Here is a 22,251-nt window from a genome sequence, read left to right as displayed (position 1 = left end):
CGCACCGCACTGCCGAAACACCACCGCCACGAGCCGCGGAACGCGGCCGACACACGGACGCCGTCGCGGGCCGGCGGGGGGCACCACAGACTGGACCGCATGATCTTCATCTGCGTCCGATTCCCGGTGAAGCCCGAGCACGCCGACCAGTGGCCCGAGCTCACCCGTGCGTTCACCGAGGGCACCCGGGCCGAGCCGGGCAACCTCTTCTTCGACTGGGCCCGCAACGTCGAGGACCCGGACGAGTACATCGTGGTCGAGGGGTTCGCCGACGACGCCGCCGAGGCGCACGTGACCAGCGAGCACTTCAAGCGCGCCCAGGCCGAGCTGCCGCAGTACCTGGTGCGCACGCCGAAGGTGCGCAACATGCTCATCGAGGGCGAGCACTGGGACGACCTCGGCGAGTTCACCGTCTCCTGAACGCGTGCGTGCCCCCGACCCGGTGGGGTCGGGGGCACGCGAGGGTCGATCAGAGCTTGGCGGTGTCGATCACGAAGCGGTACCGGACGTCGGAGGCGACGACGCGCTCGTAGGCCTCGTCGATCTGGTCGCCGCCGATGACCTCGACGTCGGCGCCCAGGTGGTGCTCGGCGCAGAAGTCGAGCATCTCCTGGGTCTCGCGGATGCCGCCGATCTTCGAGCCGGCCAGCGAGCGCCGGTTCTGGATGAGCGAGAAGGCGGCCTCGGTCATCGGCTGCTCGGGGGCGCCGACCTCGACCAGCGTGCCGTTGACGCGCAGCATGCCCAGGTAGGCTTCGAGGTCGAGGTTCGCCGACACCGTGTTGACGATGAGGTCGAACTCGCCCTTCAGCGTCTCGAAGGTCTCCGGGTCGCTGGTGGCGTAGTAGTGCTGGGCGCCGAAGCGGAGACCGTCCTCCTGCTTCTTCAGCGACTGGGACAGCACGGTGACCTCGGCGCCGAGGGCAGCCGCGATCTTGACGCCCATGTGGCCCAGCCCGCCCAGGCCGACGATGGCGACCTTCGTGCCCGGGCCCGCACCCCAGTGCTTGAGCGGGGAGTACAGGGTGATGCCGGCGCACAGCAGCGGGGCGGCGGCGGACAGCTCGATGCCCTCGGGGATGCCGAGGACGTAGTTCTCGTCGACGACGATCTGCTCGGAGTAGCCGCCGTCGGTGGGCTTGCCGTCCTGCATGCCGCCGTAGGTGCCGGTCTCGCCCTTCAGGCAGTACTGCTCCTCGCCGGCCCGGCAGTTCTCGCACTCGCGGCAGGAGTCGACGAAGCAGCCGACGCCCACGCGGTCGCCGACCTCGTACGTGGTGACCTCCGACCCGACCTCGGCGACGGTGCCGGCGATCTCGTGGCCGGGCACCAGCGGGTAGTTCGCGGCACCCCACTCGTCGCGGGCGGTGTGGATGTCGCTGTGGCAGATGCCGGCGTAGGCGATCTCGATGCGGACGTCGTGCGGGCGGACGTCGCGGCGCTCGATGGTCGTGCGCTCGAACTTGCCACCGGCGGAGGCGGTGGCCCGGGCGGTCACGGTCGTGGGCACAAGGGTCTCCTCGGGTCGACTACGGGGATGTCGTGGTCCCTACCCGAACCCATTGCGCGCAATGCATGTGGCGACCGGCGTCACAGCTCCTTCTGGAACCAGGCGGTGTCCACCCAGCGGTCGAACTTCCGGCCGACCTCGCCGAACGTGCCGACGTGGGTGAACCCGAAGGAGCGGTGCAGGGCCTCCGACGCCGGGTTCGGCTGCGCGATGACCGCCACCGCCCGGTGCAGCCCCTCCCCCGCCAGCGCCTGGAGCAGCGCCCCGTAGAGCGCACGGCCCAGGCCCTGACCGGTGGCGCCGGGCGCCAGGTAGATGCTCGTCTCGACGGTGGCGTCGTAGGCCGGCCGGGCGCGGAACGGTCCGCTGGCCGCGAAGCCGACCACCGCGCCGTCCCGCTCGGCGACCAGCACCCGGTGCCGGCCGCCGGGGTGGGCGGCGAGCCAGGCCGCGCGGTCGGCCTCGGTGGGCGGCACGAGGTCGAAGGTGGCCAGCGTGTGCTCGACGTGGTGGGCGTAGACGGCGGTGATCGCGGGGACGTCGTCAGCGGTGGCGGGGCGCACGGTCACCCGGGCCAGTCTGGCGTCGTCCGGAGATGTCTTACCGCTGAGGTACTTCCCGCGCTACGGTCCTCGCGTGACCGACGAGCTGTGCACCCGTTCCGCCACCGAGCTGGCCGCCCTCATCCGGGGACGCGAGGTCAGCGCCCGCGAGGTGCTCGAGGCCCACCTGGCCCGCATCGACGCCCACGACGGCCAGGTCAACGCGATCGTGACCCGGGACGACGACGCCGCCCGCGCCGCCGCCGACGAGGCCGACGCCCGGCTGGCCGCCGGCGAGGCGGTCGGGCCGCTGCACGGCGTACCCGTCGCGCACAAGGACACCCACCAGACCGGCGGCATGCGCACCACCTGGGGCTCGCCGCTGCACCGCGACACCGTGCCCGCCCGTGACGAGCTCGTCGTGGCCCGGCTCCGGGCGGCCGGCGCCATCCGGGTGGGCAAGACCAACGTGCCCGAGTTCGCCGCCGGGTCGCACACGTTCAACACCCTGTTCGGCGCCACCCACAACCCCTACCGCCACGGGCTGAGCGCCGGCGGGTCCTCCGGCGGGGCCGCCGCCGCGTTGGCCGCCGGGTTCGTCCCGCTGGCCGAGGGCAGCGACATGGGCGGCTCGCTGCGCAACCCGGCCGCGTTCTGCAACGTCGTCGGCCTGCGCCCCACCCCGGGCCGGGTGCCGTCGTGGCCGACGTCCATCGGCTGGTCGCAGCTGTCCGTCCAGGGCCCGATGGCCCGCACCGTCACCGACGTCGCGCTGGGGCTGTCGGTGCTGGCCGGCCCCGACCCCCGCGTGCCCATCTCGCTCGGCGACCCCGGGCCCGCGTTCGCCGCGCCGCTCCCCACCGAGCTGAGCGGCCTGCGCATCGCCTGGACCCCCGACCTGGGTGGCCGCGTGCCGGTCGACCCGGCGATCACCGAGGTGCTCATGGCCCAGCTGTCGGTGTTCCGCGACCTGGGTGCCGTCGTGGAGGAGGACTGCCCCGACCTCACCGGCGCCGACGAGGCGTTCGGCGTGCTCCGGGCGTGGCTGTTCGAGGCCTCGTTCGGCGACGCGGTGCGCCGCTCGCCCGACCTGGTCAAGGAGACGATCCGCTGGAACGCGGCCAAGGGCGCCGAGCTGACCGGCGCCGACGTCGGCCGGGCCGAGGTGGCGCACACGAAGCTGTACGAGAACGTGGTCGAGTTCTTCACCCGGTACGACGTGCTGCTGGCCCCCGTCACCCAGGTGCTGCCGTTCCCGGTCGAGCAGGAGTACCCCACCTCGGTCGCCGGCGTGGAGTTCGACGACTACCTGGCCTGGATGCGCTCCTGCACCCTCATCAGCGCCACCGGCTGCCCGGCGCTGAGCGTGCCCGGCGGCTTCACCCCCGACGGCCTGCCGGTGGGCCTGCAGGTCATCGCCGCGCCGCGCGCCGACCGCCAGGTGCTGGAGGTCGGGCACGCCTTCGAGCAGGCCACCGGCCACGGGCTGCGCCGCCCCGAGCTGGGCTGAGCCCACCTCTCCCCCGCCCCCGCCCGCACCGGGGCGCAACCACCACCAGGTGCGCGCCCACGCGGGTCACCGCCCCGGGTGACCCGCGTGAGTGCGCACCCACCACCAGGTGCGCGCCCACGCGGCCGGGCCCGTCGGCTGACCCGCCGGGGCGCGCACCCGACGGTGGCTGCGCGCGCGGGCTGGTGGTGCAGCGACCAGGCCAGCACCACCGCGCACCCGCCCAGCGCCCGCGCCGGCCCGCGGCCGACCGGCTCGTCCGGGCGCGGGCAGGCAGGATGGCCGGGGTGACCCCAGCGAACCCGCCGTGGTGGACCTCCGCCGTCGTCTACCAGGTCTACCCGCGCTCGTTCGCCGACTCCGACGGCGACGGCATCGGTGACCTCAACGGCATCCGCGGCAAGCTCGACCACCTCGCCGACCTGGGGGTGGACGTCGTCTGGCTGTCGCCGGTGTACCGCTCGCCGCAGGACGACAACGGCTACGACATCAGCGACTACCGCGACGTCGACCCGGTGTTCGGCACGCTGGCCGACCTGGACGCGCTGATCGCCGACGCGCACGAGCGCGGCATCAAGGTCGTCATGGACCTGGTGGTCAACCACACCAGCGACGAGCACCCCTGGTTCGTGGAGTCCCGCAGCTCGACGGCCAGCCCGAAGCGGGACTGGTACTGGTGGCGCGACCCCCGCGACGGCATGTCCGCCGGGGCGCCCGGTGCCGAGCCGACGAACTGGCGGTCCTTCTTCTCCGGCCCGACCTGGGAGCTCGACGAGGCGACCGGGCAGTACTACCTGCACCTGTTCAGCCGCAAGCAGCCCGACCTGAACTGGGAGAACCCCGAGGTGCGGGCCGCGGTGCACGAGATGATGCGGTGGTGGCTGGACCGCGGGGTCGACGGCTTCCGCATGGACGTCATCAACATGATCAGCAAGCAGGCCGACCTCCCCGACGGCCCGCCGATCGAGGGCAGCCCCCACGGCGACGGGTCGGCGGCCTACCTGTTCGGCCCGCGGCTGCACGAGTTCCTGGCCGAGATGCACCGCGAGGTGTTCGCCGGCCGCGACGCGCAGCTGATCACCGTGGGCGAGATGCCCGGCGTCACGGTCGAGCAGGCCCGCGAGGTCACCGACCCCAGCCGGCGCGAGCTGGACATGGTGTTCCAGTTCGAGCACGTCGGGCTCGACCACGGGGTGGACAAGTGGGACGCCCGGCCGTTGCGGCTCACCGACCTGAAGGCCTCGTTCGGCCGCTGGCAGGCCGGCCTGGCCGACGTCGGCTGGAACTCCCTCTACTGGGACAACCACGACCAGCCGCGCGCGGTCTCCCGGTTCGGCGACGACTCCCCCCGGTACCGGCGCGACTCGGCCACCTGCCTGGCCACCCTGCTGCACGGCCACCGCGGGACGCCCTACGTCTACCAGGGCGAGGAGATCGGCATGGCCAACTCGGTCTGGGGGTCGGTGCGCGACTTCCGGGACATCGAGACGCTCAACCACGCCGCCGAGTCCGCCGACCGCGGCGCGGACCCCGACGAGGTGCTGGCCGCGCTGCGCCCGGCCAGCCGGGACAACGCCCGCACCCCGGTGCAGTGGGACGCCACCGAGCACGCCGGGTTCACCACCGGTGAGCCCTGGATCGCGGTCAACCCCGACCACGTCGAGTGGAACGTCGCCGCGCAGCGCGAGGACCCGCACTCGGTGCTGGCCCACCACCGTGCGCTCATCACGCTGCGGCACGCGAACCGGACCATCCAGCTGGGCGCGTTCGCGATGCTGCTGCCCGACCACGAGCACGTCTACGCCTTCACCCGGACGACGGACGACGAGCAGCTGCTGGTCGTCTGCAACGTGTCGGCGACGCCGTACGAGCTGGCCGACCTGCTGCCCCAGGCGGTCGGTGCCGAGCTCGTGCTGGGCAACCGCGACCACCTGCCCGACCACGACCCCGCCGTCCTCGGGCCCTGGGACGCCCGGATCCTGCGGACGACGCGGTGAGCACACCTGCCGACCAGGGCGGAGCGGCGCGACGGCTTGCCTTCCGGACCCGGGACCGGCAACGTGCCGTCGAGTGCGACGACGGAGCTTCCTGACCCTCGGGGCCGCGGCCTTCCTCGCCGGCTGCGGGCGCGCGGCCACGGCCCCCACGTCGTCGGCGACGACGACCTCCCGGCCACCGGCGCCACCGGGGACACCGGCACCCACCGCGGCCCCCACCAGCAGCGCCCCGCCCACCCCGGGCACCGCCGCGGAGGTGTACGCCCGCTCCACCGTCCCCGCCCTGTGCTTCCACCAGATCCGCGAGCACACCGCCGACGACGGCGAGTACGCCCGCTCCATCACCACCCCGCCGGCGGTGCTCACCGCCCAGCTGCAGGCACTGGCCGACGGTGGCCGGACCCCGGTGTCGGCGTCGGCGGTGGTCGACCACCTGGAGTTCGGCACCCCGCTGCCCGAGCGGCCGGTGCTGCTGTCCTTCGACGACGGCTCGGCCACCCACCACGACGTGGCCCTGCCGGCGCTGCAGGCGTTCGGCTTCCCGGCGATCTTCTTCCCGATGACCGTGGTCCTGGACAAGGCCGGCTGGCTGTCGGCCGACCAGCTGCGCGCCCTGGACGCCGCGGGCATGGAGATCGGCGCCCACACCTGGGACCACCAGCGGCTGGACCGGCTCCCGGCCGACCAGTGGGCGACCCAGCTCGCCGGGCCCAAGGCCACGCTGGAGTCGATCCTGGGCCGCCCGGTGCCCTTCATGGCCTACCCGTACGGCGCCTGGGACCCCGAGGCGGCCGCGCAGGTGGCCGCGGCCGGCTTCCGGGCCGCGTGGCAGCTGTCCGACGACACCGACCCGACCACCCCGCTGCTCACCGTCCGCCGCCTGATGCCGCCGCCCACCTGGGACGGCCCCACCCTGCTGGCCAAGCTGGACCGCGAGTTCGCCACCCCCTGAGCGCCCCGGGGTGGGTCAGGCCCGGCGCAGGCCGCGCAGGGTGCGGACGGCGACCACCAGCTCGGCCAGCTCGTGCGCCTCGCCGGCGGCCAGCTCGGCCAGCTGGGCGGCCGCACGTCGCTGACCGGTGTCCCAGTGGTCGGCCCAGCGCGCCACCAGGGTGGCCGGGTCGTCGTCCTCACCGGTGCGGCCGCGCAGCACCTCGGCGGTGAGGGCGGCCTGCTCGGCGGTGAGGTCGTCGCGGAGGGTGGCCCGGGCCATCGCCGGCCAGCGGCGGTCGCGGGGGAGGCCGATGATGAGGTCGCGCAGCGGCACCAGCCCCAGCCGGGCCGACACGTGCTCCCACACCCGCCCGGCGAGCTCGATGGGCGCCCCGGTCTCCTCGGTCACCACCACCAGGTCGAGCGCCCCGGGCAGCACCGGCGCCACCGCGGCGGCCGCGGCCAGCTCGGTGGGCACCACGGCCGAGCGCAGCCCGGCGGCCCGCTCGGCGTAGGCCTCGGCGTCGGCACCCAGCAACCACTCGGGCAGCTTGCGCACGACGGTGGCCACCGGGCCGGCGAACCGGGCGGTGACGGCGGCGATGGGGTCACCGGGCTCGGCGGCCAACCCGGGCAGGCGCAGCAGCCAGCGGGCGGCCCGCTCGGCCAGCCGGGTCGCCTCGGTGCGCAGCTGCACCTGGACGGGGGCCGGCACCCGGTTGTCCAGCGGTCGGGCGGCGTCCCAGAAGCGGTCGACGTCGAAGACGGCACGGGCCACCGCGTGCGCCCGCACCACGGCGACCAGCGGCGCCCCGGTCTCCTCGGTCAGCCGGAACAACCCGGTCACCCCGGCGACGTTGACCGCGCGGTTGACCAGCGCGGTGGCGATGATCTCCCGGCGCAGCGGGTGCTGGGCCACGGCCTCGGGGAAGCGGTCGCGCAGGGCGGTGGGCACGTACTCGGTGAGCAGCCGGCCCAGGGACGGGTCGTCGGGCAGGGTCGAGTGCAGCACGGCGGCGTCGGCCTCGAGCTTGGCGTAGGCCAGCAGCACCGACAGCTCGGGCGAGGTGAGTGCCTGGCCGTCGCGGCGCCGCTGGGCCAGCGCCCGCCCGTCGGGCAGCGCCTCCACCGCGCGGTCGAGCCGGCCCGAGCGCTCCAGCGCCCGCATGAAGCGGGTGTGCGCGTCCAGCAGGCTGCGGGCAGAGGTCACCTCGGCGGCCAGGGTGGCGTTCTGCGCGTAGTTGTCGGTGAGCACCTGGCCGGCGACCTCGTCGGTCATCGACGCCAGCAGCTCGGCGCGGGCGCCGGCGTCGAGGTCGACGTCGTTCAGCGCGATCTTCAGGTTCACCTCGTGGTCGGAGGTGTCGACGCCGGCCGAGTTGTCGATGGCGTCGGTGTTCACCCGGCCGCCGGCCAGCGCGTACTCGATGCGACCGCGCTGGGTGAGGCCCAGGTTGCCGCCCTCCCCCACCACCCGGACGCGCAGCTGCTCGCCGTCCACCCGCACCGCGTCGTTGGCCTTGTCCCCCACGTCGAGCGCGCTCTCGGTGGTGGCCTTCACGTAGGTGCCGATGCCGCCGTTGAACAGCAGGTCGACCGGCGCCAGCAGGATCGCGCGGATGAGCTCGGCCGGGGTGAGCTGCTCGACGTCGTCGGCCAGGCCGAGGGCGGTGCGCATCGGCTCGCTGACCGGCACCGACTTCGCCGTCCGGGGCCACACCCCTCCCCCGGCGCTGATCAGCATCGGGTCGTAGTCGGCCCAGCTCGACCGCGGCAGGGTGAACAGCCGCTGCCGCTCGGCGAAGCCGGTGGCGGCGTCGGGGGTGGGGTCGACGAACACGTGCCGGTGGTCGAAGGCGGCCACCAGCCGCAGGTGCTCGGAGAGCAGCATGCCGTTGCCGAACACGTCGCCGCTCATGTCGCCGACGCCGACGACGGTGATCTCCTGGCTCTGGGTGTCGATGCCCAGCTCGCGGAAGTGCCGGGTGACCGACTCCCACGCGCCGCGCGCCGTGATGCCCATGGCCTTGTGGTCGTAGCCGACCGAGCCGCCCGAGGCGAAGGCGTCGCCCAGCCAGAAGCCGCGCTCGACGGCGACGGCGTTGGCCAGGTCGGAGAAGGTCGCCGTCCCCTTGTCGGCGGCGACGACGAGGTAGGTGTCGTCGCCGTCGTGCCGCACCACGCCCTCGGCCGGCACGACCTGCCCCTCGACCAGGTTGTCCGTCAGCGACAGCAGCGCGCCGATGAACAGCTGGTAGCAGGCCTGGCCCTCGGCCAGCCACGCCTCGCGGTCGGCCGGCGGGCGCAGCAGCACGAACCCGCCCTTGGCGCCGGTGGGCACGATGACGGTGTTCTTCACCGTCTGCGCCTTGACCAGCCCGAGTATCTCGGTGCGCAGGTCCTCCCGGCGGTCGCTCCAGCGCAGCCCGCCGCGGGCGACCGCGCCGAACCGCAGGTGCACCCCGGTGACCCGCGGCGAGGACACCCAGACCTCGCGGGCCGGCCGGGGCTCGGGCAGGTCGGGGACGGCGTGCGGGTCGAGCTTGATCGCCAGCGGCGTGCCGTCGGTGAACGCGCCGGCGGTGTAGGCCGTCGTCCGCTGGGTGGCCCGGACGGCGGCCAGCAACGCCGTGAGCACCCGGTCGGCGTCCAGGGACGTGACCGCGGCGATCTGCTCGGTCAGCCGCTCCCCCAGGGCGCGCTCGGCGGCGGCGCGGTCACCGGGCTGGTGGGGGTCGAAGCGCGCGGCGAACAGGTCGAGGACGAGCGAGACGACGTGGGGGTGGTCGGCCAGCACCGACTCGACGTAGCCGGCGGAGAAGGGCAGCCCGCCCTGCCGCAGCCACTGCACGTACGCCCGCACGACGGCGACCTGCTGCCAGGTGAGGCCGGCGACCAGCACGAGGGCACCCAGGCCGTCGTCCTCGGCGTCGCCGCGCCAGACGGCGTCGACGGCGTCGGTGAAGCGGCGGGGGAGCGAGTCCAGGCCGGGGAGGTCCCCGGTGGAGCCGGCCAGCGTGAGGCCGAAGTCGTAGACCCAGGCCAGCGGAGCGCCGATGCGGTCGATCTCGTAGGGCCGCTCGTCGACGACGTCGACGCCCAGGTGCTGCAGCACCGGCAGCACCTGCGAGAGCAGCAGCCGCTCCCCCACCCGGAACACGGTGAGCCGGCGCTCGCCGGGGGCCGCGTCGCGCGGGGTCCACAGCCGCAGCGACAGCTCCCCGGGCTGCAGCGACTCCAGCCGGTCGAGGTCGCCCACGGCGGTGGAGGCGGGGAAGTCGGCCTGGTAGGCGGGCGGGAAGGCGTCGGCGACCTGGGCCAGCCGCCGTCCGGCGTCGGGCCCGTACTCGGCCGTGAGCACGTCGGTGAGGTCGTCGGTCCAGCTGCGGGCCGCGGCCGCGAGCTGCCGCTCCAGCTCGGGGACGTCGACCTCGGGCAGCGTGGGCACCCCGCGCCGTGGCTGCACCCGGACGACGAAGTGCAACCGGGTCAGCACCGACTCGGTGGAGCGCGCGGTGTACTCGATCGACGAGCCGCCGAGGGTGGCCAGCAGCCGTTCCTGCATGGCCAGCCGCACCTCGGTGGTGTACCGGTCGCGGGGCAGGTAGACCAGCGCGGAGAAGAACCGGCCGAAGGGGTCGCGGCGCAGGAACAGCCGGGTCTGCCGCCGCTCGCGCAGGTGGAGCACGGCCAACGCGACGGGCAGCAGGTCGTCGACGTCGACCTGCAGCAGCTCGTCGCGGGGGTAGGTCTCCAGGACGTCGAGCAGCTCCTTGCCGGTGTGGCTGTCGGGCTCGAAGCCCGAGCGCTCGAGCACCTCGGCCGCGGTGCGCCGCACCAGCGGCACCTCGGTGACGCTGGCGGTGTAGGCGCCGGTGGGGAACAGCCCCACGATGCGGTGCTGGCGGATCCGCGTGCCCTGCGGGCCGGGCAGCGAGACGGCGACGACGTCGAGCCAGGCCGGGCGGTGGACGGTCGAGCGGACGTCGGCCTTGGTGACCACCACCCGCCGTCCCCGGGCGCCGCGCGCGGCCGCGCTCACCGGGACGACCGGGGTGGTCGTCTCGGCGTCGGCACGCAGCACGCCCAACCCGCTGCCCCGCACGGCGACGGTGGCCGGCTGCCCGTCGGCGGCGACGAGGTCGACGTCGCGGGCCCCCAGGAAGACGAAGTTGCCCTCCGCCATCCAGCGCAGCAGGGCGGCGGCCTCGTGCGGGTCGTCGGCGGGGTCGGCCGCGCGGGAGGGCGGCTCCTGTTCCAGGAAGTGCGCGAGGTCCAGGGCGCGGGCGCGCAGCTTCCCGGTGTCCTCGTGCACCCCGCGGACGTCGGCCAGCACCGTGCGGAGGCCGGCCACCAGGTCGTCGGCGGCCTCGTCGTCGATGGTGCCGGCCAGCACCACCGCGATCCAGGACTCGGCCACGGCGTCCTCGGCCGGGTGGTCGGCGCAGAACTCGAGCAGCGTGCCCGCCACGTCGCGGCGCACCTGCACCACCGGGTGCACGACGTGGTCGAGCACGACGCCCTGGCGCACCACCTCGGCGGTGACCGAGTCGACCAGGAACGGCATGTCGTCGGTGACCACGCGCAGCACCGAGGAACCGCCCTCCGTGCGGTCGACGGCCACCACGGCCGACCCCTGCGGACGGGTCGCGGCCAGCTCGAGGTGGTCCAGGGCCAGCCGGGCCAGCGACTGCGGGTCGTGCCCCACGACCTCGGCGGCCGGTTCGCCGCGGAAGTAGGCGCGCACGACCGCCGGCACGTCGTCGTCGGACAGCCCGGCCGGCAGGTCGGGGACGGCGGGGAGGGCCTCACCGGCGAGGTCCAGCAGCTGGGACTTCTTCGTCTGCGCGGCCTCGAGCGCGGCCAGGTCGGCGAGTCGGCCGGCGTCCGGGGCCACCTCCGAGGCGGTCGGTGCCGGACGGGGGGCGGTCTCCGGACGAGCCATGCCCGCGACGCTAGACCGGAGACGTCTGGGACGTCATCACGGCACGCTCAGTCCCGGACCTTGAGCGGCAGCACGAGCTCGGCGATCCAGCTGAAGAGCGCGATGAGGAACCCGCCGACGACCGCCGCCCCGAACCCGGTGACGTCGAGCCGGTCGCTCAGCGCCGCGGTCAGGCCCAGCAGCGCCGCGTTGATGACCAGCAGGAACAGGCCCAGCGTCAGGACGACGAAGGGCAGCGACAGCAGCCGCACCACCGGCCCGACCACCGTGTTCACCAGCGCGAACAGCAGCGCCACCCAGAGGTAGGTACCGGCCTCGCCGAAGGTGCCCTCCGGGTTGGGGGTGACGACGATGCCGCTGACCAGCCGGGTCACCACGAAGATGATCACGGCCAGGACGACGACGCGGAGCGCGAACCTCACGATCGTGGACACGGGGGCAACCTAGCGGCGCCCCGGTCGATCGGCTCCTCTACGGCCATCTACCCCGTGCGCTAGACGAGCCCAGACGGCGACATGCAGAGGTCAGGGGAGGTGCCCCGCCTGATCCTGGCGTGGCTGCTGCGCAGCCGGCCCGCGGACTGCGCAGTGGCCATGCCGTGTCGGGCTAGCCTGCGGCGGTGACGACCCACACCGACGGGCACCTCTCGACCGGGCAGTACTGGCAGGCGTGGGCACCCGACGAGGTCACCGGCGTGGTCGTGCTGGTGCACGGCCTGCACGAGCACGGCGGCCGGTACGCCCACGTCGCCGAGCGGCTGGCCCGGTCGGGGTACGCCACGTACGCCGTCGACCACCCGGGCCACGGCCGCTCCCCGGGCAGCCGCGGCAACATCGGGTCGATGGCGGCCACGGTCGCCGGCGTCGACGAGCTGGCGGTGCGGGCGGCGGGGGAGCACCCCGGGGTCCCGCTGTTCGTCTACGGGCACAGCATGGGCGGCCTGGTCGCCGCCCAGTACCTGACCGGGACGCCGTCGGTGCCGGTGCGGGGCGCCGTGCTGTCGGCCGCCGCGCTCGACCTCTCCTCGGCGACCAGGGTGCAGCAGCTCGTGGCCCCGCTGCTGGGCCGGCTGCTGCCCGACCTCGGCGTCCTGGAGCTCGACGCCGACGCCGTGAGCCGCGACCCTGCCGTGGTGGCCGCGTACCGGGCCGACCCGCTGAACCGCATGGGCAAGGTGCGGGCCCGCACCGGCGCGGAGATGATCACCACCGTCGCCGCCATGCCGACCCGGCTGCGCTCGCTGACGATGCCGCTGCTGGTGGTGCACGGCGGCGCCGACCGGCTGGTCCCACCTGCGGCCAGCGAGTTCCTGGCCTCGACCGTGGCCTCGACCGACCTGACGCACACGGTCTACCCGGGCCTGTTCCACGAGCCGCACAACGAGCCCGAGCAGGAGCAGGTCCTCGACGACGTCGTGGCCTGGCTCGACGCCCACCGCTGAGCCACCGAGGAGCTAGGGACCCAGCAGGGCCGCCACGAGCAGGAGCACCGGGACCGACCCGGCGGTCGTGACGGTGACCGTCTGCTGGGCCAGGCGCTCGGCCGTGCGGTAGGCGACCGCGTAGGTGTAGACGTTCTGCGCCGTCGGCAGCGCCGAGAGCACCACGACCACGAACAACTGCTCGCCCCCGATGCCCAGCGCCGTCGCCAGCGCCCAGGCCGACGCCGGCATGAGCAGCAGCTTCAGGGCCGACGCGAGCAGCACCGCCCGCCGGTCGGGTCCGCGGCCGGGCAGCGGGGCGCCGTGCAGCGAGATGCCGTACGCCAGCAGCACCGCCGGGACGGCGAGGGAGGCCAGCAGCTCGAGCGGGTCGAGCACCAGGGACGGAACGGTCCACCCCGCGCCGCCGACCAGCAGGCCCAGCACCGACGCGATCAGCACCGGGTTGCGGAAGGGGGCGGTGAGCCGCACCCAGCGCGGCGTGCCGTCGGCCGGGCCGGAGAGGTCGAGCGCGACCACGGCGGCCGGGACCAGGACGACGAGCTGGAACAGCAGCAGGGGAGCGACGAGGGCGGCGTCGCCGAGCACGTGGACGGCGATCGGGATGCCCAGGTTGGCCGAGTTGACCATGCCGGCGGCCAGCGCGGCGATCGTCGTCCGGCCGGTGCCCCAGCGGCGGACGACCCCGGCCGCCACCACCACGGCCGCGCAGGCCAGGGCGGCAACGGAGGTGACCCAGAGCGTGCCGGAGAAGACCTGGCCGAGGTCGGCGTCGGCCAGCACGGTGAACAGCAGGGCCGGGGTGGCCACCCGGAACGAGGTCTGGGCGAGCACCACCTGGGCGCCCTCGGGCAGCACCCCGCGGCGGGCGGCCAGGTAGCCGACGCCGATCACCACGCCGATGACCACGAACCCGGTCAGCACCCCCGCCACGCCCTGGAGTCAACCCCCACCCCGCCCCCGCGCCCCGATGATCACGGACCTGCGGCGGCAACACGCCGGCTGCGGATGTCCTGGCGTCCGTGATCGTCAGGGGGCCGGGACGACGACCAGCGCTTCGCTGGGACCCGGGCACTCGACGTCCCCGTCGATCGAGCGGTAGTCGGGTTCGGCGGTCATGTCGCTGAGCACGACGTCGCCCTCCAGCACCCGCACGGTGATCTCGGGCGCATGGAGGGGGAGCCCGATCTCGGCCACGCCATCGACACCCAGTGGGGCGCGCAGGGTGCCGACGCCCTCGATCATGGCCGGATCGCACCCCTCGCACTCGACCTCCACCGCCCGGTCGACCGCGGGTGGCCACCCGTCGAGCACCACCTGGAGACCCGGGGAGTAGTAGACGAGCGCGCACGCGGTGTCCGGGCCCGCGGCGCACCCGGCCGTGGCGGCCGCGGCCGCCGCCAACAGTGCGGCGCGAGCTCGTCGAGTGCGCAGTGAGCGCGGTCCTCGAGCACTGGTGACGGCAGCGAGGACATGCTCGGGACGTGATCGCCGGGCCCGGGCCTCCTGGGCCAGCTGCCGCGCCGCCACCACCGACGCCGGCTCAGTCACCCTGCCCCGCCGATGCCCGGCAGGCCTCCACCGCGGCGAGGAACGCGACGGCGTCCTCGTCTGTGGCCAGGTACGGCCAGGTGAGCCCACCGTCGTCGGCGGCTTCCAGGAGGCCGCCGGAGACCAGGCAGTCCTGGACGGCCGCGCCGGTGTCCTCGTCCGTGACCGCGGTGATGATGCTGCCCACGACGTCGCCGTAGGAGCCCTGGTCGGTCGAGTCGAACTGGACCGGCCGGAAGGTGGACCGGGGGCTGTCCACGGCGCCGGCCACCTCGTAGCCCAGGGAGAAGCCGCTCGCGGGTGTGTCGACGTCGACGAGGGCGATCCCCCCGGAGACCTCCGAGGAGCGGATCTCGGGCAGACCAGCGGATGCGTCGCCGAAGGGCACGAGGTCGATGTCCTCGTCGGGCATGGCTACGACCAGCAACGGTCCGTGCTCGCCAGCACCGTCGACGAGGGCGACCGGCAGCCCGGCGAAGGTTCGCTCGGGCAGGGTGACCAGGCGCCAGCCGAACCCGTCGCCCGTCTCGCCGCGGACGAACCAGGCGTAGGCCAGCTGTGGGCCGGTCCGGCCGACGACCAACGCCCAGACCTGGCCACCCGGTACCTCGCCGACGAAGGCGACGTGCCGGTCCTGCGGCCCCGGGTCGAGGATGTCGCCGGCGTCCCGGAAGGGGATCCCCTCGCCCCAGCTGGCTTCCCGCGCCGACGTGACGGCGTCGGCGTCGTCGGCCAGGGAGCCGCGGGTGGGGGCGTCGAAGAGGCTGGCGGCCTCCGCTGTGCCGGCGGAGGCGACCGCTGCGGCGTCCTGCGGACCAGACCGGTCGACCAGTGCCGGGACCGCGGCGACCACCACGGCGATCGCGGCCGCGACGCCGGCGAGCCGGAGGCGGCGGCGGTCCTGGGCGCGGTGCAGGTCGACCACCCGGTCGGCGGTCACCTCGCCGTGCCCGCGGGGTGCGTCGGCGGCCAGGTCGTGCAGCAGGGTGCGGACGTCGGTCACGAGGTCCTCCGGGCGTAGATCGAGGTGTCGGTGTCGGCGGTGGCGTCCAGGTGTCGCCGGAGGGTGGCCAGCCCCCGCGCGGCGTGCGTGCTGACCGTGCTGGTCGAGCAGCCGAGCACCCGGGCGGTCTCGGCCTCGGTCAGGTCCTCGAAGTACCTGAGGACGACGACCGCCCGCACCCTCGGCGACAGCTCCCGCAGGGCGGCGCGGACCAGGTCGGTGGTCGCCTGCCGCTCCTGCAGGTCGTCGCCGGGTCGGTCGGGGACGGTCTCGATGACCTGCTCGGACGTCGACATCCGGCGCCGCCAGCTCACGTGCGAGGTCACCAGCACCCGGCGCACGTAGGCGAGCGGGGAATCGGCCCGCCGCACCTTCGCCCAGTGCCGGTGCGCCTTGACCAGCGCGGTCTGCACGAGGTCCTCGGCGTGGCCGTGGTCGCCGGTGAGGAGGTAGGCGGTGCGCAGCAGCGGCCGTTCGACCTCGACGACGAAGTCGGTGAACCCGTCGTCCCTCATCCGCCGCTCCCCGCCGTGGTGGTCACACCCGGTAGACGCCGCGACCGGTTCGGACACCCGACACCAGCGAGGTCACGATCCGGTCACGGGTGCGCCGGCCGTCGTCCGACGCCTGCGCGCCAGCCCAGGGCCGGAACGGGTCGTGGGCGTCGGACGACGCCGGCGGGGGAGGGGAGGAGCGGTGCCGACCGGGACACTGGGCCCGTGGCGTGGCGGATGACCCGGGGCGAGGCGGTGCGCCTCGGCCTGCTCCTGGCCATCCTCGCGACCGGCGCGGTGGTCGCGTCGACCACCGACCTGCCGACGGTCGACCAGCTGCGCGACCGGGTCGCCGACACCGGGGTGCTCGGCTGGGCCGCGGTCGCCGGCGGTACCGCGATCGCCCTCCTGGCGCCGGTGCCGCGGACCGCCCTGGCCTTGCTGACCGGCATCCTGCTGGGTTTCTGGGCCGGTCTCCTGGCCGCGGTCACCGGCGCACTGCTCGGCGCGCTGCTGGGCTTCGGCCTGGGCCGGGCACTGGGCCGGGGCACCCTGATGCGGCTGGCCGGTCCCCGGTTGCAGCGGGCCGACCAGTTGGCGATGGACCGCGGGTTCGTCGCCGTCCTGGTGGCCCGGCTGACCCCGGTGCTGCCGTACTTCCTGGTCAACTACGCCGCCGGGCTCTCCGGCGTCCGGCTGCCGGTGTACCTGGCGGCGACGTCCCTCGGTCTGCTGCCCGGGGCGGTGTTCAACGTCGCGGTCGGATCGGTGGCGGGCGGGCTGGGGGAGTGGGGGTTGGTCATCACCGTCGGCCCGGCGGCGGCGGTGTTCGCCGTCGTGGGCCTCCGGTGGTGGTGCCGTCGAGGTCGGTCTACGGCGGTCTCGACGGCGGACTAGACAGAGGTAGAGAGGCCGATCGTCGTCGTCACGCGGACGACGGACGGCGTCGGCGGCACCGAGCCGAACCCGAACCGCACGGGCGGCCGCACCGGAGCGAGGCCGCCCAGGTCCTCGCCGTCCCAGGTCGCGGACGTCGCACGGAGCCGGTGCAGGTCCTGCACGCCGTACCACTCGGTGCGCCCGTTCCCGGCCGTGCCGCGGGTGCGCAGGCCGACCACCCGGGCGACGGGGTCGAGCAGGCCGACCCAGGCCGGGGTGCGGGCGAGTGGGGACGGAACGGTCCGCAGCAGCCACCCCAGGGCCGGACGCCGACCAGCGGCGACCCGCAGCGCGAGCGGGCCGGCGTGCACCACCCAGCGGTCCGCCGCCCGGCCAACCTCCACCGGCACCACCCGGACCTCGTCGAACGCGTAGGTGCCGGCCACGAACTCGGCCAGCTCGGGCGTCTGCGCCAGCAGCACCCGGTGGCCGTCGGGCCGCTCGACCATGACGTCGGAGACCCGGCCGAGGGGGGAGCGCGGCCAGTGGCCGACCACCAGCCGGGTGCCCGACGTCGTCCCGGCGCCGAGGATCCACCCGTCGTACCGCACACGCATGCGACACGCGCTACCCCGTTCTACGAGCTTCTACCTGTCGGGCTAGAGAGCGGAATACGGTGCCCGACATGGACCCCGTGCGGAACCCCTACGCACCCGGCGCCGGTCAGCGCCCGCCCGAGCTCGCCGGCCGGGACGCCGAGCTGGGCGCGTTCGACGTCGTCCTGGAGCGCATCGCGCACGGCCGGCCCGAGCGGTCACTGGTGCTCACCGGGCTGCGTGGCGTGGGCAAGACGGTGCTGCTCAACCACCTGCGCTCGGCGGCGATCGCGCGCGGGTGGGGCACCGGCAAGATCGAGGCCCGGCCCGACCAGTCGCTGCGCCGGCCGGTCGCCAGCGCGCTGCACATGGCGCTGCGCGAGCTGGGTCCACGCCACGGCAACGCCGAGGCGGTGGCCGACGTGCTGGGCGTGGTGAAGGCGTTCGCGCAGTACCAGCCGGCCGACGCCAAGCTCCGCGACCGCTGGCAGCCCGGCATCGACGCCCCGGCTGCGACCGGGCGGGCCGACACCGGCGACATGGAGATCGACCTGGTCGAGCTGCTCAGCGACGCCGCCGGGGTCGCGGCCGACACCGGCAAGGGCATCGCGCTGTTCATCGACGAGATGCAGGACGTGCAGGCCGACGACGTGAGCGCCATCTGCGCCGCGTGCCACGAGCTGTCCCAGCAGGGCGCACCGCTGATCGTGGTGGGCGCCGGGCTGCCGCACCTGCCCGCCGTCCTGTCGGCGTCCAAGTCCTACTCGGAGCGGCTGTTCCGGTACCTGCGCATCGACCGGCTCGACCGGGCCGCGGCCGACCGCGCACTCGTCGGCCCGGCCGAGCGCGAGGACGTCGCGTTCACCCCCGGTGCGCTCGACGCCCTGTACGCCGCCGCCGACGGCTACCCCTACTTCGTGCAGGCCTACGGCAAGGTCACCTGGGACCTCGCCGCCACCACCCCCATCACCGAGGACGACGTCGCCGTGGCCGCCCCCGCCGCCGAGGCCGAGCTGGCGGTGGGCTTCTTCGGCTCGCGCTACGACCGGGCGACGCCGGCCGAGCGGGAGTACATGCACGCCATGGCCGAGCTGGGCGGCCCTGCCGGTGCCGCGGTGGCGACGTCGGACGTCGCCGTGTCGCTGGGCCGCAAGCCCGCGTCGCTGTCCCCGGCGCGCGACTCCCTGATCAAGAAGGGCCTGGTCTACAGCGCCGAGCGCGGCCAGATCGCCTTCACCGTGCCGCACTTCGGCCGCTACCTCCTCCGCCAGCCCGACTGAGACCCCGGCACCGGTCCCGGGTTCGCGGGCACCGCAGGGTGCCCGCGGTCGGCGTCACCGGCCGTGACTCCGGAGCACCAGCGAGCAACGCCTTGAGCTGCACTTTCGCCTTGCTCCCGGGCGGCTGGTCAGGTACTGTTCGATCAGGTGTTCGAACAGATCGAGGAGGTCGACGTGGCCACGACGTCGCTGGTCCTCGATGTCGACACCGAGGCCGAGCACGACCTGGATCTGCTCCTGGACGACGTCGAGGACCTGCACCACCTGTCGTCGGCGCAGGTGCTGGAGCAGTTGCGCGACCTGACGACCGAGCGGAACCGGCTGGATGCGGTGATCGCCCGATTGGCTCGGCATGCGGAGTTGACGCAGGCGGTGGAGGTCGACGGGTTGGTGTCGGTGCGGTCGTGGTTGATCGGTCACCTGCGACTGTCGGGGGCCGATGCGTCGCGGGTGGTGCGGGTCGGCCGGGTGATGGAGCACGTCCCGCAGCTGGCCGAACGGTTCTGCGAGGGGTCGGCGACCGCAGCGCAGATGGATGTGGTGGCCTCGGCGGTCGGTGACCGGCAGCGGGCTGCGGCCGCCGAACAGGGCATCGACCTGGGGGTCTTCGACCGGGCCTGGGCCGAGGTGGCGACGTCGTCGTCGCACCGGGCGCTGGTGACCGCGGTGCAGGCGTTCGTGGAGGCGCTGGAACCCGACGGGGTGGAACCGGACCCGATCGAGCAGCGGTCGTTGACGATGACCACCCACGCCGATGGCACCGTGTCCGGGCACTTCGAGCTCGACGCGGTGGGTGGGGAGAAGGTGAAGACCGCGTTGGAGTCGGTGGTCCAGGCCGATCGTCCCGAGGGCGACCTGCGCTCGCGTGCCCAGCGGCAGGGTGGGGCGTTGGTGCAGCTGGCCGACAACGCCCTGGCCGCCGGTGGTCTGCCGGTGCTGCGGTCGGTCAAGCCGCACGTGGTGGTCACCATCGGCATCGAGGACCTGGTCGCCGACGGCACCGGCCCGGCGACCGCGACCACCGGGTTCGGGTCGGTGATCTCCGCGGCGCGGGCCCGGTGGTTGGCCTGCGATGCAGGCGTCACCCGCGTCGTGATGGGCCCGGAGGGCACCCCGCTGGACGTGGGCCGCACCCACCGGGTGGTCACGCCGGGGTTGCGGCGGGCGGTGGTGGCCCGGGACAAGACGTGTGTGTTCGCCGGCTGCGGCGCCCCGCACCACTGGTCCGACGTGCACCACCTGGTGCACTGGGCGCACGGCGGGGAGACCTCGCTGACCAACTCGGCGTTGCTGTGCGAACCCCACCACACCAAGGTCCACCATGGGTTCCGCGTCGAACGCGACCCCGGTGGGCGATGGCGCACCTACCGCCCCGACGGCACCGAGATCATCATCGGATCCCGCATCGAGTGATGCCGGCACGCCACGAGCCGCCCACCCGTACCCGAAGGGTGAGCGGCCACAAGGCGTGAGCGGCCACCAGGCGTGAGCGGCCACCAGGCGCGAGCGGGCACAGGGCCGGGTCACCGGTCGGTGGCCTCGATGCGGGGTGGGCGGCGCAGGTGCTCGTAGACGACGCTCGTGCGCACGTCGGCGACCTCGGGGCGCTGGGTCAGGCGGTCGATGACGAAGGCGTACAGCGCCTCGTTGTCCGCGACCGCCACGTGCACCAGGAAGTCCTCGGCCCCCGACACGACGAACAGGCCGATCGTCTCCGGCAGCGCCTGCACCCAGTCCCGGAAGGCCTCGATCGCCCGCCGCGACGGCGGACGAACCCGGATCGCGATCAACGCCTGCACTGGCCGCCCCACCGCCGCCAGGTCGACCTCCAGCGTCGACCCCCGAATGACGCCGCGGTCCCGCAGCAGCCGGGTGCGCTCGAGCGCGGTCGACGGGGCCACACCCACCTCCGCCGCCACGTCGCGGTTGCTGCGCCGGGCATCCGACTGGAGAGACCGCAGGATCGCCGCATCGAGTTCGTCCACGAGCCCATCATCACGCCGATGCCCGAACGATGTTCGGCAACGAGCCTGACCTGCCGGCGATCTGCCTACCGTCGCCCCATGACAGTGCACGACGTACCCGGTTTCACCCCCGACGAGGTCGTGACGGCCGAGCCCACCCGCAACGCACGCCTGAAGTGGGTGGTGGTCGTCGACGACGCCGTGCCGGCCGGGGAGATGGTCAACGCCGTCGCCTGCACCGCGGCCGCCACCGGCGCCGCCGTCGACCACCTGCTGGCGCACGGCGGACCCGACGCCGACGGCGCCCACCACCCCGGCCTGCCGTGGGCCGGCTGCTCGGTGCTCACCGCGACCGCGGAGCAGCTGGCCGCCGTCCGGGTGAAGGCGGTCGACTCCATCGGCGTCCTGGTCGTCGACATGCCGCGCGCCGCCCAGGCGCACCGCGTCTACGACGAGTACCTCGCCGAGCTCGCCGGCACCCCGGGCGCGGAGCTGGCCTGCCGGGCGGTCAGCATCGTCGGCCCGCGCAACCGGGTCGCCGCGATCACCAAGCGCCTGCACCTGCTCAGCGGTTGAGCACCGCAACCACCGGGCAGGAGGGCGGGCGGCGCCGAGGTCCGGCGTACCCCGACGAGGACGGGAGGTGGGCGCGGTGCCGACGTGGCTGGAAGCCGGGCTGTGGGGGCTGCTGGGCGGGGGAGCGCTGGTGCTCGGCGCCCTGGTGGCCTGGTTCCTGCGGGTGCCGCAGGTCGTCGTCGCCTCCGTCATGGCCTTCGGCTCGGGCGTGCTCATCTCGGCGGTCGCCTTCGACCTCATGGAGGAGGCCGTCCAGACCGGCGGCCTCGCACCCACCGCCCTGGGCTTCTTCGGCGGCGCCGTCACCTACCTGGGCGCGAACGCGCTCCTGGCCCGGCGCGGGGCCCGGCACCGCAAGCGGTCGGGCGACCAGCAGCCCTCCGAGGGGCAGCAGCAGGGCAGCGGCGCGGCCATCGCGGTGGGCGCGCTGCTCGACGGCGTCCCCGAGTCCGTCGTCCTGGGGGTCGGGCTGCTCGGCGGGGGAGCAGTGAGCCTGCCGGTGCTGGCCGCGGTGTTCATCTCCAACGTGCCCGAGGGCCTGTCCAGCGCAGCCGGCATGAAGCGCAGCGGGCGGTCGGCGCGCTACGTGTTCGGCGTGTGGGGCGGCATCGCGGTCCTCTCGGGCCTGTCGGCCCTGATCGGCTACGTCGCCCTGGGCGGCGCCCCACCGGAGGCCATCGCGGTCATCACCGCGGTGGCCGCGGGGGCCATCCTCACCATGATCGCCGACACCATGATCCCCGAGGCGTTCGCCCGCACCAGCACCTGGACCGGCCTGATCACCGCCGCCGGCTTCCTGGTCGCCTTCGCCGTCGAGTTCGCCTGAGAGAGTGTCGGGTAATTGATCCAGCGCGTTCAGTGAGGGCGCGACTGGTGTTGTGATGGGCTCGGCCTGGCGCCACTGGTCAGGTCCTGCGGTAGTGATGGTGCCGGTGGCATGTGCGTGTGTACCTGCAAGCCGGCTTACTCCTCGTCGCTGACCGACGCCGAGTGGGCGTTGGTGGCTTCGTTGCTGCCGGCCCATGACCCC

At 74.3% G+C, this 22,251-nt stretch carries 20 protein-coding genes; 10 read left to right on the top strand and 10 right to left on the bottom strand.

All coding sequences use genetic code 11. The features are described from left to right. The first annotated feature begins 99 nt into the window (after positions 1-99). Positions 100-420 (top strand): putative quinol monooxygenase, encoded by a 321-nt coding sequence (locus tag TEK04_RS06415; protein WP_336403493.1) that lies wholly within the window; start codon positions 100-102, stop codon positions 418-420. Positions 421-469: 49 nt separating this feature from the next. On the opposite strand, the gene TEK04_RS06410 is transcribed toward TEK04_RS06415, so the two are convergent. Both TEK04_RS06410 and TEK04_RS06405 read right to left on the bottom strand, forming a co-directional pair. Further along, positions 470-1,510, bottom strand: a complete 1,041-nt coding sequence (locus TEK04_RS06410) for an NAD(P)-dependent alcohol dehydrogenase (RefSeq protein WP_336403492.1) — start codon at positions 1,508-1,510, stop codon at positions 470-472. Positions 1,511-1,590: 80 nt separating this feature from the next. Then, positions 1,591-2,079: a GNAT family N-acetyltransferase gene (locus tag TEK04_RS06405; RefSeq protein ID WP_336403491.1), complete on the bottom strand. Its 489-nt coding sequence runs from the start codon at positions 2,077-2,079 to the stop codon at positions 1,591-1,593. Between the two features lie 67 nt (positions 2,080-2,146). On the opposite strand from TEK04_RS06405, the gene TEK04_RS06400 reads away from it, so the two are divergent. The 3 genes from TEK04_RS06400 to TEK04_RS06390 all read left to right on the top strand — a co-directional run bounded on the left by TEK04_RS06400 (position 2,147) and on the right by TEK04_RS06390 (position 6,511). Beyond that, positions 2,147-3,562: an amidase gene (locus TEK04_RS06400; RefSeq protein WP_336403490.1), complete on the top strand. Its 1,416-nt coding sequence runs from the start codon at positions 2,147-2,149 to the stop codon at positions 3,560-3,562. A 287-nt stretch (positions 3,563-3,849) separates the two neighbouring features. Next, complete coding sequence (locus TEK04_RS06395; protein WP_336403489.1) at positions 3,850-5,559, top strand: glycoside hydrolase family 13 protein; 1,710 nt, start codon at positions 3,850-3,852, stop codon at positions 5,557-5,559. A 73-nt stretch (positions 5,560-5,632) separates the two neighbouring features. Next, on the top strand, positions 5,633-6,511 hold the full coding sequence (locus tag TEK04_RS06390) for a polysaccharide deacetylase family protein (protein WP_336403488.1): 879 nt from the start codon (positions 5,633-5,635) through the stop codon (positions 6,509-6,511). A gap of 15 nt (positions 6,512-6,526) precedes the next feature. On the opposite strand, the gene TEK04_RS06385 is transcribed toward TEK04_RS06390, so the two are convergent. Beyond that, a complete protein-coding gene (locus tag TEK04_RS06385; RefSeq protein WP_336403487.1) occupies positions 6,527-11,437 on the bottom strand; it encodes an NAD-glutamate dehydrogenase in 4,911 nt (1,636 codons plus the stop codon). Between the two features lie 47 nt (positions 11,438-11,484). Next, positions 11,485-11,871: a phage holin family protein gene (locus tag TEK04_RS06380; protein WP_336403486.1), complete on the bottom strand. Its 387-nt coding sequence runs from the start codon at positions 11,869-11,871 to the stop codon at positions 11,485-11,487. A 185-nt stretch (positions 11,872-12,056) separates the two neighbouring features. Here TEK04_RS06380 and TEK04_RS06375 point away from each other — a divergent pair, with 185 nt between their 5' ends. Further along, positions 12,057-12,878 carry an alpha/beta hydrolase gene (locus tag TEK04_RS06375; RefSeq protein WP_336403485.1) on the top strand — a complete coding sequence of 274 codons (822 nt, stop codon included), beginning with the start codon at positions 12,057-12,059 and terminating at the stop codon, positions 12,876-12,878. A 12-nt stretch (positions 12,879-12,890) separates the two neighbouring features. Here TEK04_RS06375 and TEK04_RS06370 read toward each other — a convergent pair whose 3' ends face one another. The 4 genes from TEK04_RS06370 to TEK04_RS06355 form a co-directional block, all read right to left on the bottom strand. Beyond that, the gene (locus TEK04_RS06370; RefSeq protein ID WP_336403484.1) at positions 12,891-13,811 is read right to left on the bottom strand and encodes an AEC family transporter; all 921 of its coding nucleotides are present in this window, start codon (positions 13,809-13,811) and stop codon (positions 12,891-12,893) included. A gap of 96 nt (positions 13,812-13,907) precedes the next feature. Next, on the bottom strand, positions 13,908-14,282 hold the full coding sequence (locus TEK04_RS06365; RefSeq protein WP_336403483.1) for a hypothetical protein: 375 nt from the start codon (positions 14,280-14,282) through the stop codon (positions 13,908-13,910). A 139-nt stretch (positions 14,283-14,421) separates the two neighbouring features. Continuing rightward, the gene (locus TEK04_RS06360; RefSeq protein WP_336403482.1) at positions 14,422-15,432 is read right to left on the bottom strand and encodes a hypothetical protein; all 1,011 of its coding nucleotides are present in this window, start codon (positions 15,430-15,432) and stop codon (positions 14,422-14,424) included. Further along, a complete protein-coding gene (locus tag TEK04_RS06355; RefSeq protein WP_336403481.1) occupies positions 15,429-15,947 on the bottom strand; it encodes a SigE family RNA polymerase sigma factor in 519 nt (172 codons plus the stop codon). Before TEK04_RS06355 ends, TEK04_RS06360 begins: the two co-directional genes overlap by 4 nt. 204 nt (positions 15,948-16,151) lie before the next feature. On the opposite strand from TEK04_RS06355, the gene TEK04_RS06350 reads away from it, so the two are divergent. After that, positions 16,152-16,823, top strand: coding sequence for a TVP38/TMEM64 family protein (locus TEK04_RS06350; RefSeq protein WP_336403480.1), 672 nt, complete (start codon positions 16,152-16,154; stop codon positions 16,821-16,823). On the opposite strand, the gene TEK04_RS06345 is transcribed toward TEK04_RS06350, so the two are convergent. Beyond that, positions 16,820-17,422, bottom strand: a complete 603-nt coding sequence (locus TEK04_RS06345) for a hypothetical protein (RefSeq protein ID WP_336403479.1) — start codon at positions 17,420-17,422, stop codon at positions 16,820-16,822. The two genes, TEK04_RS06350 and TEK04_RS06345, sit on opposite strands and share 4 nt — an antisense overlap. 68 nt (positions 17,423-17,490) lie before the next feature. Here TEK04_RS06345 and TEK04_RS06340 point away from each other — a divergent pair, with 68 nt between their 5' ends. Continuing rightward, on the top strand, positions 17,491-18,681 hold the full coding sequence (locus TEK04_RS06340; RefSeq protein WP_336403478.1) for a DUF8462 domain-containing protein: 1,191 nt from the start codon (positions 17,491-17,493) through the stop codon (positions 18,679-18,681). Positions 18,682-18,828: 147 nt separating this feature from the next. Beyond that, complete coding sequence (locus tag TEK04_RS06335; RefSeq protein WP_336403477.1) at positions 18,829-20,094, top strand: HNH endonuclease; 1,266 nt, start codon at positions 18,829-18,831, stop codon at positions 20,092-20,094. Positions 20,095-20,204: 110 nt separating this feature from the next. On the opposite strand, the gene TEK04_RS06330 is transcribed toward TEK04_RS06335, so the two are convergent. Then, positions 20,205-20,666 (bottom strand): Lrp/AsnC family transcriptional regulator, encoded by a 462-nt coding sequence (locus TEK04_RS06330; protein WP_336403476.1) that lies wholly within the window; start codon positions 20,664-20,666, stop codon positions 20,205-20,207. A gap of 78 nt (positions 20,667-20,744) precedes the next feature. On the opposite strand from TEK04_RS06330, the gene TEK04_RS06325 reads away from it, so the two are divergent. Both TEK04_RS06325 and TEK04_RS06320 read left to right on the top strand, forming a co-directional pair. Next, the gene (locus TEK04_RS06325) at positions 20,745-21,221 is read left to right on the top strand and encodes a DUF2000 domain-containing protein (RefSeq protein ID WP_336403475.1); all 477 of its coding nucleotides are present in this window, start codon (positions 20,745-20,747) and stop codon (positions 21,219-21,221) included. Between the two features lie 76 nt (positions 21,222-21,297). Next, on the top strand, positions 21,298-22,047 hold the full coding sequence (locus TEK04_RS06320) for a ZIP family metal transporter (RefSeq protein ID WP_336403474.1): 750 nt from the start codon (positions 21,298-21,300) through the stop codon (positions 22,045-22,047). The last annotated feature ends 204 nt before the right edge of the window (positions 22,048-22,251 follow it).

The sequence above is a fragment of the Klenkia sesuvii genome (genome assembly GCF_037083825.1).
Lineage (GTDB): Bacteria > Actinomycetota > Actinomycetes > Mycobacteriales > Geodermatophilaceae > Klenkia > Klenkia sesuvii.
This window is presented reverse-complemented; position numbering and strand designations above follow the sequence as displayed.

Coding starts and splice junctions, on each gene's coding strand:
- TEK04_RS06415 (WP_336403493.1), top strand. CDS start 100: ATGATCTTCATCTGCGTCCGATTCCCGGTGAAGCCCGAGCACGCCGAC.
- TEK04_RS06355 (WP_336403481.1), bottom strand. CDS start 15,947: ATGAGGGACGACGGGTTCACCGACTTCGTCGTCGAGGTCGAACGGCCG.
- TEK04_RS06385 (WP_336403487.1), bottom strand. CDS start 11,437: ATGGCTCGTCCGGAGACCGCCCCCCGTCCGGCACCGACCGCCTCGGAG.
- TEK04_RS06340 (WP_336403478.1), top strand. CDS start 17,491: ATGGACCCCGTGCGGAACCCCTACGCACCCGGCGCCGGTCAGCGCCCG.
- TEK04_RS06345 (WP_336403479.1), bottom strand. CDS start 17,422: ATGCGTGTGCGGTACGACGGGTGGATCCTCGGCGCCGGGACGACGTCG.
- TEK04_RS06325 (WP_336403475.1), top strand. CDS start 20,745: ATGACAGTGCACGACGTACCCGGTTTCACCCCCGACGAGGTCGTGACG.